The organism is Streptomyces sp. NPDC059875 (genome assembly GCF_042731085.1).
In the GTDB taxonomy this organism is placed as follows: Bacteria; Actinomycetota; Actinomycetes; order Streptomycetales; family Streptomycetaceae; genus Streptomyces.
Genome location: NZ_JBHWJZ010000019.1, coordinates 137,999 through 150,643, shown reverse-complemented (window position 1 = coordinate 150,643; position 12,645 = coordinate 137,999). Strand labels below are relative to the sequence as shown.

Below are 12,645 nucleotides of genomic sequence, written 5' to 3'. Positions count from 1 at the left end.
CGGGCGCACGGTATCGATGGCCCGACGGCCCGGCCTGGACGCGATCTGCACGCCTCCTGCCTCCCTCGCCCGGTTCCCTCCCGGGAGGGAACCGCTTCCAGCCGCCGGGGGATCCGGTGCCCGGGGCCCGCGCGATGGGATGTGACCAGCGCCGGACGGACCGGCAACCACCCCGCCGAGGAGAATCCCCATGCAGGTCAGCACCGCACCGGCCGCCCCGCTCACCGACGCCCCGCTCATCGAGTCCCTCCGCCCTGCGGACACCGGCCTGCCGCTCTCGGACCACACGGTCGGCTCCCTGCTGCGGGAGGTCGCCGCCGGTCGCCCGGACGCCCCCGCCCTGGAGTCCGTCCCGGACGACGGCAGCGCGCCGCGCCGCTGGACGTACGCCGAACTGCTCGCCGAGGCCGAGAGTGTCGCCGGCGGGCTGCGGGAGCGCGTCGGACTGGGCGCTCGGGTCGCCCTGTGGGCGCCCAACCTCCCGGAGTGGCCGATCATCGAGTACGCGGCGGCGCTGGCCGGGGTGACGCTGGTGACGCTGAACCCCGCGCTGCGTGCCGGTGAGCTGACGCACGCCCTGCGCACCTCCGAGGCCGAGATGCTGATCCACGCCGACGCCAGCCGCGGCTACGCCATGGCCGAGGTCGTCCAGGAGGTCGCGCCGGGCCTGCCGGGGCTGCGGCACGTCGTGCCGCTCGCCGCGTGGGAGTCGCTGCGCGGCTCCGCTCCGCTGCCCTCGCAGGAGGAGGTCGCGGCCGTGCCGGCGCAGATCCAGTTCACCTCGGGCACCACCGGCGACCCGAAGGCGGTGCTGCTGTCGCACCGGTCGGTGGTCAACGTCGCCCGCCTGACGTTCGAGGGGCTCGGCGTCCAGGACGGCGCGACCGTCGTCTCGCCGCTGCCGATGTTCCACACCGCCGGGTGCGTCATCTCCTGCCTGGGGCCGTTGTGGAGCGGCGGCGTCTTCACCCTGCTGGAGCGCTTCGACCCCAAGGTCCTCTTCGAGGTGCTGCGCCGCTCCCCGGGCGCGGTGCTGACCAGCGTGCCGACGGTGCTGACCGCCCTCAACGACGTGGCCCGCGCCGCCGACGGCGAAGGCGCGCGGCTCTCCTCCGTCCTCACCGGCGCGGCGCCGGTCCGTCCGCAGCTGATCACCGAGACCGAGGAGCTGTTCTCCACCACGGTGTTCAACCTGTACGGGCAGACCGAGCTGGCCTCCGTGGTCACCCTGACCCGGCCGGACGACAGCGCCGAGGACAAGACCAGCACCGTGGGCCGCCCGCTCCCGCACGTCGAGTGCAAGATCGTGGACCCGGACACCGGCCGGGTGCAGCCCCTCGGCGTCGCCGGCGAGATCTGCGCCCGCGGATACCAGCAGTTGCTCGCGTACTACGGCGACCCGGAGGCCACCGCCCGGAAGATCGACGCGGACGGCTGGCTGCACACCGGGGACCTCGGCTCGATGGACGCGACCGGCGCCGTCCGGATCGAGGGCCGGCTGAGCGACCTGATCATCCGGGGTGGCGAGAACATCGCGCCCGGTCCCCTCGAGTCCTTCCTCAGCACGCTGCCGGGCGTCCGCGACGCCCTGGTGGTGGGGGTGCCGGACGACCGATGGGGCGAGATCGTCGCCGCGGTGCTGCTGCCCGCCGCCGACCGCCCGGAGGGCCCGGACCTCGACCTGGCCGTCGCCCGCTGCCGCGAGCAGCTCTCCCCGCACAAGATCCCGGCGCGCTGGTACCTGGCCGACGGCCTGCCGCTGACCGCCTCCGGGAAGATCCAGAAGTTCCGGGTGCGGGAGCTGATCGCCGAGGGCGCCCTCCGCCGCCTCGACACCCCTGCCGCGCCGGGTGCCTGACGCCCCATCACTCCGCCGCAGCCCCCGCGCCCGACCGGCGCCCCTCCGCACCCGCGACTGACGCCCCGTCGTCCTCTCCGCACCCGCTTCCGCCGCGCCCGCCTCCGCCGCCAGGCGCACGGCGCGCCCGCCCCCGCCGCCTCGTCCCGCCGCCGACACCCGGAGCGCCCCGCCATGAAGATCTCCATGCAGCTGAAGTACGACACCGACATCGTCGCCGCGGCCGGCCAGGTCGCCGAACTGGAGCGGGCCGGCCTGGACCTCGTCTGGGTCCCCGAGGCGTACGGCTACGACGCCCCCAGCTTCATGGGCTTCCTCGCCGCCCGCACCGAGCGGATCGAGATCGGCTCCGGCATCCTGTCGGTGTTCAGCCGCACCCCCGCGCTCCTCGCCATGACGGCGGCCGGCGTCGACGCCCTGTCGGGCGGGCGCTGCCACCTCGGCCTCGGCTCCTCGGGCCCGCAGGTCGTGGAGGGCCTCCACGGGGTGCCGTACGCCGCGCCGGTGGCCCGTACCCGCGAGACCATCGAGGTCATGCGCGCCTTCTGGAGGCGGGACGAGCCCGTGCGCCACGAGGGCCGCACGGTGACGCTCCCGCTGCCCGAGGGGCAGGGCACCGGACTGGGCAAGCCGATGCGGCTGCTGACACCGCTCGTCCGCCCCTCCGTGCCGGTGTGGGTGGCCGCACTGGGCCCCAAGAACGTCCGGATGGTCGCAGAGACCGCCGACGGCTGGCTGCCGCTGTTCTTCGTGCCCGAATGGTGCGACCAGGTGTGGGGCTCGGCGCTGAAGGAGGGCGCAGCCGCGCGCGACCCGGAGCTCGGGCCGCTGCAGATCTCGGCGGGCGGCCTGCTCGCGATCGGTCCGGACGCCGAGCGCGCCCGGGAGCTGGCCCGCGGTCAACTCGCGCTGTTCGTCGGGGGCATGGGCGCGCCCGGCCACAACTACTACCACGACCTGGTCAGCAGGTACGGCTTCGCCCGCGAGGCCGAGGCGATCCAGCGGCTGTTCCGGGCGGGCGACAAGGCCGGGGCCGCGGCGGCGGTGCCCGACGCTCTGCTCGAGGCCACCACGATCTGCGGCACGGAGAGCTATGTGAAGGACCGCCTCGACGCCTACCGGGAGGCCGGGGTCACCCACCTCCAGGTCGTCCCGGTGCCGCAGGAGGGCGAGTCCGAGGCGACGGTGGTCTCCCGCCTGAGGGACCTCATCGGTTGAAGGGGTCGCGGGCCGGCGAGCCTCAGGCTGAAACGGCCGGGGCGCGTCGGCCGGAGAGCTTCGTCGAGTGGAGAACCCCGCCTGCCGGAGAGCCTCTTCGGCAGGTTGAGCTCGTCGGCCGACGGGCCCCGTCGGCGGGAGAGGCACGTCGGGCGGCGGGCCCCGTCGGTGGGAGAGGCTCGTCGGCCGGCGGGCCCCCGGCCGTCTCAGCCGACGCCGACGAACCCCGACTCGTACGCGATGACCACCGCCTGGGTGCGGTCGCGCGCCCCCAGCTTCGCCAGGGTGCTGCTGACGTGGGTCTTGACGGTCTGCACCCCGAGGAAGAGCCGCTCGGCGATCTCCGCGTTGGACAGCCCCTGCGCGATCAGCCGCAGCACGTCCGCCTCCCGCTCGGTGAGCTGGGCGCGGGCGAGCCCGTCGCCCGTCTCGCGCGCCGGGCGGCCCTGGACCAGCGAGCGGATCGCGGCGGGGAACAGCACCGAGTCCCCGGTCGCCACGGTACGGACGGCCTGCACGATCTCGGCCGGCCGGGACCGCTTGAGCAGGAAGCCCGACGCCCCTTCCCTGAGCGCCTCGTAGACGTAGTCGTCCCGCTCGAAGGTGGTGATGACCAGGACGCGCGGCGGCGCGGGCACGGCGGCCATGAGGTCGCGGGTGGCGGTGATGCCGTCGACCGTGGGCATCCGCACGTCCATGACGACGACGTCCGGGCGCAGCTTCCGGACCAGCGGCACCACCTCGCAGCCGTCGGAGGCCTCGCCGGCCACGGTGATGCCGGGGGCGTTGCCGAGAATGGCCGACATGCCGGCCCGGACGAGTTCCTCGTCGTCGACGAGGAGCACGGAGATGTCCATGATCACGATCCCAACCGTAGGGGGAGACGGGCGCTGACAGTCCAGCGCCCCGATGCGGCTCCGGCGGTGGCCCGGCCGCCCAGCAGCGCGGCGCGCTCCCGCACGCTGCGCAGCCCCTTGCCGGTGCCGCGGGCCGGGGGCGCCTCCTCGACCAGCCGGTTCGCCACCGACAGGCAGACCTGCTCGTCGGTGACGGCGAGCACGACGTCGACCGGTGACCCGGGCGCGTGCTTCATGGCGTTGGTCAGCGCCTCCTGGAGGATGCGGTACGCCTCGCGGGAGACCACGCCCGGGACCGCGTCGACGTCGGCCGCGGTGCGGGCGCGCACCGTGACGCCCGCCGCGCGGCTCGCCTCCAGGAGCTGCCCGACGTCCGTGAGCGTGGGGCGGACGGTGCGGGTCGCCGGCTCGCCCTCCTTCAGGTATCCGAGCGTGCGTTCCAGGTCGTCCATCGCGCGCCGGCCGGTCTCCTCGATGGCGGTCAGCGCCCGGAGCGCGAAGTCCCGGTCCATGTCGATGAGTTCGCGGGCCGCGCCGGCCTGGAGCACGGTGACCGTGAGGGCGTGCCCGATGGAGTCGTGCAGTTCTCCCGCGAGCGAGTTGCGGGCCAGCAGCCGGTCCGCCCTGCGCTCTGCCTCCGCGAGTCGCTCGACCGTCGAGGGGCCCAGCAGCCGGCGCGCGAGCGCGAGTTGGACCGCGCCGGCCCCGACGACCAGGGCGAAGGCGACGAGCAGCAGCGGCGGCACCAGCCCCAGGTACCAGATGTTCTGGTGGCCGCCCCGGAGGGTGACGCCGAGCAGTGTCCGGGAGCTGTCGAGGGCGGGCGCGGTCGCCAGCGTGCCGGTGACGGACAGGAGTTGGGCGAGGACGCTGGCGACGAGCAGTCCCCACCAGCACCGCAGCACCAGCCAGACACCCGTGCGCCAGCGGTCCGAGAGGCTCCTGGCCGGGGCGCGGCCGATCGCGTTCCGGTCCTCCGGCACGAGCAGCAGCAGCGCCTGGATGCCCTCAGCGCGCCGCATCCCCGGCACCATGCCGAGCAGCAGCAGGGGGACCACCGGCACCAGCGCGCAGGCTGCCAGGGTGCGCCCCAGGTTCTCCGAGATGCCGGGCCACACCAGTACGCACACCGGTCCCACGGCCGCGCCGACCAGCAGATGCAGTCCACGGGTGTACGTGCGCCCCTGGCGCATGGCGAGGAGAAGGGTGGACGTCAGACGGTTCATCGTGGATCAGCTCCCTCCCCGGGGGGAAGCGACTCCCGCCGTCGGGGGATCCGTCCGGGGCCGCCGGACGATTGGCTTGAGGACATGAACAGCGACAACGCAACGGCGCACGGTGCGGGGGACGCACCCGCCGTCGAAGTACGGGGCCTGGTGAAGGCCTACGGCGACAGGACGGTGGTGAACGGCCTCACCTTCCAGGTGCGGGCCGGTTCGGTCACCGGGTTCCTCGGCCCGAACGGGGCCGGGAAGTCGACCACCCTGCGGATGATCCTGGGGCTGGACCGGCCCACAGCGGGCGAGGTCCTGGTCGCGGGGCGGCCGTACGGCCGGCTCGTCGAGCCGCTGCGCCATGTCGGCGCCCTGCTGGACGCCGGGGCGGCTCACCCGGGGCGGACCGCACGCGACCATCTGCTCTGCGTCGCCCATGCCGGGCGCCTGCCGCGGACGCGCGTCGACGAGGTGCTGGAGCAGGTGGGCCTGGAGTCGGCCGCCAAGCGGCGGATCGGCGGTTTCTCGCTGGGCATGCGCCAGCGCCTGGGCATCGCGGCGGCTCTCCTCGGCGACCCCGAGGTGCTGATCCTCGACGAACCGGTCAACGGACTGGACCCGGAGGGCATCCGCTGGCTGCGGCACTTCCTCAAGGGACTGGCGGCGCGGGGCCGGGCGGTGCTGATCTCCAGTCACCTGATGACGGAGACGGCGCTGCTCGCGGACCGGCTGGTCGTCATCGGTATGGGCCGGCTGCTGGCGGACGTGTCCATGGCCGAGTTCGCCGCGGAGCACGGCCGATCCCGGGTGCGGGTGCGCGCCGACGAGCCGGCGCGGCTGCGCGAAGCCCTGGTGCGCAAGGGGCTGCGGGTGGCGGCGGGCGACGGCGGCGCGCTGGAGGTGCACGCGGCCGAGGCCGCCGACGTCGGCCGGATCGCGGCTCACGAGGGGACCGCCGTCCTGGAACTGGTCCAGGTCGAGGACTCGTTGGAAGAAGCTTTCATGCGGATGACCGCCGATTCGGTGGAGTACGGGGGACGACCCCTGGAAGAGGTGGCCTGAACATGACTGTCAACGCGGTGCTCCGGTCGGAGTGGACGAAGATCCGCTCGGTGCGGCCGGTCCTGTGGTCACTGCCCCTGGCCGCCGCCCTGCTCATCGGCATCGGCGCCGGTGTGTCGGGCTCGGTGGGGGCCGAGGAGGCGGGCGGGCCGGGCTTCGATCCGGTGCAGCTCGGCTATTACGGCATCCTCTTCGCCCATGTCGTCGTGATCGCCTTCGCCGTCCTGGTGATCGGCAACGAGTACCAGCACGGCGCGATCCGCGTCTCGTTGGCCGCGGTGCCCCGGCGGGGTCTCATGTACGCGGCCAAGCTGACCGTCGCCGCGGCGCTGGCGCTGGTGGCGGGGGTGGTGGCCTCGCTGGGCACGTTCTTCCTCTCGCAGCGTCTGCTCGGCGCACACGGCATGGCGTTCGGGGAGGCGGGCACGGCGCGCGCGGTCGCGGTGTGCGCGCTGTACTTCCCGCTGCTCGCGATCATGTGCATGGGGTTCACCGCGATGCTGCGCAGCCTGATGCTCTCCATGGGCGTCCTGGTGCCGGTGCTCTTCCTGGTCTCCCCCGTGCTGGCCGAGATCCCGGGCCTGAAGGAGCTGGCCTGGTACCTGCCGGACCGGGCCGGCCAGTACGGGCTGCGTCTCGAACCCGCCGTGGGGGCCCCGTACAGCCCGCTGACGGGTGTGCTGGTCATGGCCGCGTGGGCGGCCGCGGCGGCGGTCGGCGGCTGGCTGACGCTCCGCGTCCGCGACGCGTGAGCGACCGGCCGGCCGAGAAAGCGCGTGAGGGGACGGGGGCGGTGGGCATCGACGACCGTCCCCTCACGCCGTTCATTGCTCCCAGGCGTGCAGGCGCACCAGCGGCGGGAACGCGTACGTCCCGTCGGCGCCGCCCGGGGGTTCGAGCAGCTGGTGGTCGACCAGCCGCTCCAGGAGGTCCTCCGCCTGGCGTCCGCCGCAGCGCAGCACGGCGGCCGCGTCGGCGGGGGTGAACGCCGGGTCCGCGGACCGGGCGAGGGCGCGCACGGCGTCCCGCAGCGCAGGGTCCAGGCCCTGGTGCGCGGACGTCAGGCGCTCCCGTACGGACAGGTCGCCGGCAACCAGCTCCGACAGCCGGCGCTCCTCGTCGGCCAGCCGATCCGCAAGCCGGGCGAGGGTCCAGTGGGGCCGCGCGGCGAGCCGCATGCCCGCGATGCGGACGGCCAGCGGGATCCCGTCGCACAGCTCCGCGATGGTCTCGGCCGCCGCGTGCTCGGCCAGCACCCGCCGCTCCCCCGCGATCCGGGCGAGCAGGGAGACGGACTGGTCGGTGGTGAAGCGCTCGACCCGGAAGTGCTGGGCGCCCTCCAGGCCGGACAGCGGGGCCCGGCTCGCCAGCAGGGCGGCGGCGCCGGGGCCGGACGGCAGCAGGGGCCGGACGGCCTGTTCGCCCGCCGCGTCGTCGACGACCACGAGGACCCTCCGACCGGCCACCAGCTCCTGGTACCGGGCGGTGAGCTCGGGCAGACCGGCGGGCAGCCGCTCGGCCGGCCCGCCCAGGGCGCGTGCGAAGCCGGTCAGCACCGTGCGGACCTCGTCGAACGTGCCGGTGCGCATCCGGGCGTGCAGGACGCCGTCGGGGAAGTGGCGTGCGGCGGCCGCGGCGATCTGGACGGTCAGGACGGACTTGCCGACTCCGACGGGTCCGTGGAGCGCGGCGACCGGCGCCGCGCCGAACGCCGCGAGCGGCCCCTGGCCCGTCAGGTACTGACGGACCTGGAAGTGCTCGACCCGGCCCACGAAGTCGCCGACGCTCCGGGGCAGATGGGCGGAGTGCGCGTCGGCGCGGCCCGCCGTCACCGTCGCGGCGTCCTCCCGCAGCACCGCCATCTGGGCGTCCCGGAGTTCGGCGCCGGTCTCGATGCCGCTCTCGACCCGGAGCCTGCGGTCGACCGCCGCGAACAGCTCCAGCGCCTCCGCCCGGCGGCCGGACCCGGCGAGCGCGGTGAGCAGCCGGGCGTGCAGGCCCTCGTGCAGCGTCTCGTGCCGGGCGATCGGCCCGAGCTGCGCGAGCACCTCCTCGTACTGCCCCCGGGCGAGGGCGAGATCGGCGAGGCGCAGCGCCGAGGCGACACGCCGACGGGAGTGCTCGACGGCGGCGGGGTGGCTGGTCAGGCGCGGGGACGCGCCGTCGAGGAGAGGGCCGCGCCAGAGCCGCAGCGCCTCGCCGAGCAGGGCCTGTTCATCGGCGGGGTCGTCGCAGGCGCGGGCGCACTCGGCCTCGCGGGTCAGCCGGCCGAACTCCAGGATGTCCAGTCGATCGTCGTCGAGCTGGAGTTCGTAGCCGCCGCCGCGGCGCAGGATCGTGGTCCGGTCCGTGCCCGGAACCGTGTGGGTCTCCAGCATCACCCGGATCCGGGAGACGTAGGTGTGGATCAGCTGCCCGAAGGTGTCGGGCAGTTCGCCGTCCCAGAGGACCTCGACGATCTCGTCGCGCTCGACCACCTGATTGGCCTGGAGCGCGAGCAGTCCGAGCAGGGACTGCTGCTTCGGCGTGCCGGTGAGCAGTTCGGCCGGACCGCGCACGGCGGAGAGCCGGCCGAGGATCCGCAGGACCAGCGGGTCGTCCTCGGCGACGCCCCCGTCGGCGTCGGTCGCGCCCCCGACCTGCGCCAGCAGTTCGGGCTCGCGCAGGGCCTCGGCGATCCTGCGCAGCGACCCGGCTCTCGGGGCGCGGACCCGGCCCCGCTCGATCTCGCGGAGCGTGCGCAGACCGATCCCGGATCTCTCGGCGAGGTCCCGCTGGCTGACCCCGTTGCGGGCCCGCGCGGTGCGGACCAGAGTGGCGACGTCTCGTTCCGCCAACGCCGTCGCCGGACTACCACCCGTCATGATTCCCCCATGGCATGTCGATCGCGTTCCGCGGTCCGTCCCGATGAACGTGACGGACCGTGCCGTCGGGGTCAGCCGCGGCTGTTCCACTCCTTCTGGGGGTCGGTGATGATCGGGCCGTCGGCCACCACGGCGGTCTGCGCGGGGGTCGCGAGGTCCGTCTCGGCGGCGGCCAGGAGGGCGAGGCCGAGCACCGCGGCGGCGACGCAGGCGGTACGCAGAGTGGCGAAGGTGCGGGTGGTGAAGGTGCGGGTGGTGAAGGTGTGGGCTCGCATGCGCTCGGTCTTCCGTTCGCTCGTCGTTCGTGCTGTCGAGTGAGACTTTGCCAACTGCCGATCTACGCTGGATAACTCCTGGATATGTGCTCTGACCTGCGCATATATCTCCTCCCCCGGAAGGGCTGAGACCGCTTCACGGGCGCTCGCCGAGCGCGGAGAGGAGCGCCGCCGCATGGTCGGCGTCGGGCAGCCCGAGCCGGGTGAAGACCGTGTGCGCCTGCCGGGCCCTGCCCACGGCGGCCTGGGTGTCGCCGCGGTCGGCCAGGGTGCGGCCGAGCACCAGCAGGGCGAGCCCCTGGTCGCGCTCGGCCCCGCGCTGCGCGCAGAGCACGAGGGCGCGGGTGGCCTCCCCGACCGCCTCCTCCAGGCGGCCCATGACCCGCAGGGTCTCGGCCATCCGGAAGCGGGCCTGCGACTCCTGTCCGAGGATCTGCCACGTCGCGCACAGGGAGAGGCACTGGGTGTGGCTCGCGACCGCCTCGGTGTGCCGACCCAGCTCGTGCAGGGCCATGCCCTGCACGTAGAGCGCGTACGCGGCGCCGTGGTGGTCCTCGACCTCCACGAGCGCGGCCAGCGCCTCGCCGCAGGCGACGAGCGCCTCCTCGGCCCGGCCGCTGCGCAGCCTGGCCTGCGCCGCGTTGAGCCGCGTCACCAGCTCGCCCGACCGGTGCCCGAGCTTCTTCGCCAGTTCGATCGCCTGGTCGTAGCAGGTCACCGCGTCCTCGTAGCGGTGCTGGAACTGTGCGATCAGCCCCCGGTCGTTCATGGTCTGCCGGAGGATCACCAGGTCTCCTACGCGCTCGCAGGCCTCCGCCGCGCGCCGGGCGAACTCCTCCGCCTCGGCGAGCTGGGCGCTCTGCAGCGCCGTGTTCCCGCACACGAACTGCGCCCGGCCCACGACGTGATCGTCGCCGCGCAGCGCGGCGGTCTCGGCCAGCGCCCTCGCGGCGGCGGCGAGCTGACCGTACGGGATGTCCTTGCCGAAGGGGGTCAGGGCGATGAGCAGGTCGGCGGCGACGCGCAGGATCCGCGGCCCCGAACCGACCGGGCTGCGGGCAGCCAGCGTCAGCGCGTTGGTGAGGCACTCGAACTCGGCGGTCACCCAGGCCCGCGCCTCGGCGAGTCCGGCGAAGTCCGGCGCCGGCGCGGCGCAGTCGGTGAGGAAGATCCCGTCGGGGTCGCCGGGCACCATGCACTGGAACGCGGCGCGCCCAGCGGCCAGCAGGTGCTCCAGGAGCGGCAGGAGGACGGGGATGCCCGCTTCCGCGCCCCCGTCGCCCGGGGGGACGCCGAGCTGGAGTGCGAAGGCCCAGACGAGGTCGTGATAGCGGTACCGGCCGGGCTGCGGCGCCTCCAGCATGGCCGCGTCGACCAGGGACTCCAGAAGCTCCTCGGCGTCGTACTCGTCGAGGCCGAGTGCCGCGGCGGCCACCTCCAGGCTGATGCTGGGCCGGGCTACCGGGGCGAGCAGCTGGAAGGCCCGGGCCTGCTCCGGGGGCAGCTGGCGGTAGCCGAGTTCGAAGGTGGCCGCCACCGCCAGGTCGCCGGCGCGCAGCTCGCCGATGCGGCGGCGCTCGTCTGCCAGTCGGCGGTTCATCGTCTCGATCTGCCAGCGCGGCCGGGCCGCGAGGCGCGCCGCCACGATCCGCACCGCGAGCGGGAGATGTCCGCAGGCGGTCACCAGGGCGGTCGCCGCCTCGGGATCCGCAGCCACCCGGTCCTCGCCGACGATGGCGGTGAGCAGTTCGATGGCCTCGTCGGACCCGAACGCGTCCAGGGCCACGGCGGTGACCGCGCTGGGGATCCCGACGAGCCGGGACCGGCTGGTGACGATCACGGCGCAGTCGGCGGAGCCCGGCAGCAGTGGGCCGACCTGGGCGGGGTCGCGGGCGTTGTCCAGGAGCAGCAGCATGCGTCGGCCGTCGAGCAGGGTGCGGAAGAGCCGCGCCCGGTCCTCTGTCGTGGCGGGCAACGAGTGCGTCGCTACGCCCATCGCCGCGAGCATGCTGCCGAGGACGGTCGAGGGGTCGGCGGGATCCAGCCCGCTGCCGCGCAGGTCGGCGTAGAGCTGGCCGCCGGGGAACTCGTGCTTGATCCGGTGGGCGACCCGCAGGGCGAGAGTGGTCTTGCCGAGCCCGCCCATGCCGCTGATGGACGCGACGGGCAGCGACGTCCGCTCGGGGTCGGTGAGCACCCGGCACAGCTCCGCCACCTGCTCGACCCGGCCGGTGAAGTCGAAGGCGTCGGCAGGCAGTTGTGCGGGACGGGCGGAGACCGAAGCAGCGGACTCCGCCGCCGTCTCCGCCCCGGGGGCGGGCCCCGGACCAGCAGCGGACGCGGAGGCGGGGACGGCCTCGACGGCGGTCTCGACCTCGACGGCGGGGGACGCGTAGGCGTCTCGGGACACGTCGAGGTCTCGGGACACGTCGGCGTCCGGGGACGCGTCGAGGGCCGGCGGGCCGTGGGTTCCTTCGGACGCCCATGCCGACGGCTCGGCTCCGCCTGCCGGGACGTCGAGCAGCGGGTCGGCCCCGAGGACCCGCTCGTGCAGGGCGGCGAGTTCGGGTCCGGGGTCGACGCCGAGCTCCTCGGCGAGCACGTGCCGTGCTCGGGCGAAGACGGCCAGCGCGTCCGCCTGCCGCCCGGAGGCGTATAAGGCCCGCATGAGGAAGCCGTACGGCCGCTCCTGGAGCGGGTGTTCCCGCGTGAACACGGTCAGGTCGGGGATGACAGCGCCGTACTGGCCGGCCCTCAGCTGGTGCTCGAAACGTTCCTCCTCGAGGCGGAGCCGCAGTTCGGTGAAGCGGGCCCGCTGCTGCTCGGCGTACGGTCCCGGCACCCCGGCCAGCGGCGCGCCCTGCCAGAGACCGAGCGCCTCGGTCAGCAGCCGTCCGCACGTCTCGTCGTCGCCCTCGGACCGCGCACGGGCGGCGTCGGCCGCCAGCTGCTCGGCGCGGTGCACGTCCACCGAGAGCGGCGGGACGGCCATGCGGTAGCCGTCGGGCTGGGAGAGCAGCAACTGCGGGGAGCCGGAGTCCTCTTCCAGGAGCTGCCGCAGCCGCCACACGTAGGTGCGCAGGCTGGCGAGCGCGGAGCTCGGAGGCTCCTCGCCCCAGACGGAGTCGATGAGTTCCTGCGTGGCGGCCACCCGGCCGGAGCGCAGCAACAGCGCCACGAGAAGGGCCTGAATCCGGGGCGATCCGATGGTGATCAGAGTCTCGCCCCGGTGCACGGACACGGCTCCGAGCACGCCGAATCGGATCAACCCCCCCATGGTTCCTGCCTTCTGCGCTC

At 74.4% G+C, this 12,645-nt stretch carries 9 protein-coding genes; 4 read left to right on the top strand and 5 right to left on the bottom strand.

Annotation, left to right across the window (positions count from 1 at the left end; translation table 11 throughout):
- The first annotated feature begins 190 nt into the window (after positions 1 to 190).
- Complete coding sequence (locus tag ACFV9D_RS23520) at positions 191 to 1,858, top strand: class I adenylate-forming enzyme family protein (RefSeq protein WP_385149466.1); 1,668 nt, start codon at positions 191 to 193, stop codon at positions 1,856 to 1,858.
- A 174-nt stretch (positions 1,859 to 2,032) separates the two neighbouring features.
- The gene (locus tag ACFV9D_RS23515) at positions 2,033 to 3,076 is read left to right on the top strand and encodes an LLM class F420-dependent oxidoreductase (RefSeq protein WP_385149463.1); all 1,044 of its coding nucleotides are present in this window, start codon (positions 2,033 to 2,035) and stop codon (positions 3,074 to 3,076) included.
- 206 nt (positions 3,077 to 3,282) lie between these two features.
- Here the strand turns inward: ACFV9D_RS23515 and ACFV9D_RS23510 are convergent, their stop codons facing one another.
- Entirely contained in the window at positions 3,283 to 3,933 is a 651-nt protein-coding gene (locus ACFV9D_RS23510) for a response regulator (RefSeq protein ID WP_385149535.1), read from the bottom strand.
- A gap of 2 nt (positions 3,934 to 3,935) precedes the next feature.
- The gene (locus ACFV9D_RS23505) at positions 3,936 to 5,159 is read right to left on the bottom strand and encodes a sensor histidine kinase (RefSeq protein WP_385149460.1); all 1,224 of its coding nucleotides are present in this window, start codon (positions 5,157 to 5,159) and stop codon (positions 3,936 to 3,938) included.
- Positions 5,160 to 5,243: 84 nt separating this feature from the next.
- Between ACFV9D_RS23505 and ACFV9D_RS23500 the strand changes: the two genes are divergently transcribed.
- Both ACFV9D_RS23500 and ACFV9D_RS23495 read left to right on the top strand, forming a co-directional pair.
- Positions 5,244 to 6,209, top strand: coding sequence for an ATP-binding cassette domain-containing protein (locus ACFV9D_RS23500; protein ID WP_385149457.1), 966 nt, complete (start codon positions 5,244 to 5,246; stop codon positions 6,207 to 6,209).
- 2 nt (positions 6,210 to 6,211) lie between these two features.
- Positions 6,212 to 6,961, top strand: coding sequence for an ABC transporter permease (locus ACFV9D_RS23495; RefSeq protein WP_385149454.1), 750 nt, complete (start codon positions 6,212 to 6,214; stop codon positions 6,959 to 6,961).
- Between the two features lie 72 nt (positions 6,962 to 7,033).
- Here ACFV9D_RS23495 and ACFV9D_RS23490 read toward each other — a convergent pair whose 3' ends face one another.
- From ACFV9D_RS23490 to ACFV9D_RS23480, 3 genes are all read right to left on the bottom strand, one after another.
- The gene (locus ACFV9D_RS23490) at positions 7,034 to 9,073 is read right to left on the bottom strand and encodes a BTAD domain-containing putative transcriptional regulator (protein ID WP_385149451.1); all 2,040 of its coding nucleotides are present in this window, start codon (positions 9,071 to 9,073) and stop codon (positions 7,034 to 7,036) included.
- Positions 9,074 to 9,144: 71 nt separating this feature from the next.
- Positions 9,145 to 9,348, bottom strand: coding sequence for a hypothetical protein (locus ACFV9D_RS23485; RefSeq protein ID WP_385149448.1), 204 nt, complete (start codon positions 9,346 to 9,348; stop codon positions 9,145 to 9,147).
- 136 nt (positions 9,349 to 9,484) lie between these two features.
- Positions 9,485 to 12,616: a BTAD domain-containing putative transcriptional regulator gene (locus ACFV9D_RS23480; protein ID WP_385149445.1), complete on the bottom strand. Its 3,132-nt coding sequence runs from the start codon at positions 12,614 to 12,616 to the stop codon at positions 9,485 to 9,487.
- Between the last annotated feature and the right edge of the window lie 29 nt (positions 12,617 to 12,645).

Excerpts from the sequence above, each read along its gene's own strand:
- ACFV9D_RS23520 (WP_385149466.1), top strand. The coding sequence starts at position 191 with ATGCAGGTCAGCACCGCACCGGCCGCCCCGCTCACCGACGCCCCGCTC.
- ACFV9D_RS23515 (WP_385149463.1), top strand. The coding sequence starts at position 2,033 with ATGAAGATCTCCATGCAGCTGAAGTACGACACCGACATCGTCGCCGCG.
- ACFV9D_RS23510 (WP_385149535.1), bottom strand. The coding sequence starts at position 3,933 with ATGGACATCTCCGTGCTCCTCGTCGACGACGAGGAACTCGTCCGGGCC.
- ACFV9D_RS23505 (WP_385149460.1), bottom strand. The coding sequence starts at position 5,159 with ATGAACCGTCTGACGTCCACCCTTCTCCTCGCCATGCGCCAGGGGCGC.
- ACFV9D_RS23500 (WP_385149457.1), top strand. The coding sequence starts at position 5,244 with ATGAACAGCGACAACGCAACGGCGCACGGTGCGGGGGACGCACCCGCC.
- ACFV9D_RS23495 (WP_385149454.1), top strand. The coding sequence starts at position 6,212 with ATGACTGTCAACGCGGTGCTCCGGTCGGAGTGGACGAAGATCCGCTCG.
- ACFV9D_RS23490 (WP_385149451.1), bottom strand. The coding sequence starts at position 9,073 with ATGACGGGTGGTAGTCCGGCGACGGCGTTGGCGGAACGAGACGTCGCC.
- ACFV9D_RS23485 (WP_385149448.1), bottom strand. The coding sequence starts at position 9,348 with ATGCGAGCCCACACCTTCACCACCCGCACCTTCACCACCCGCACCTTC.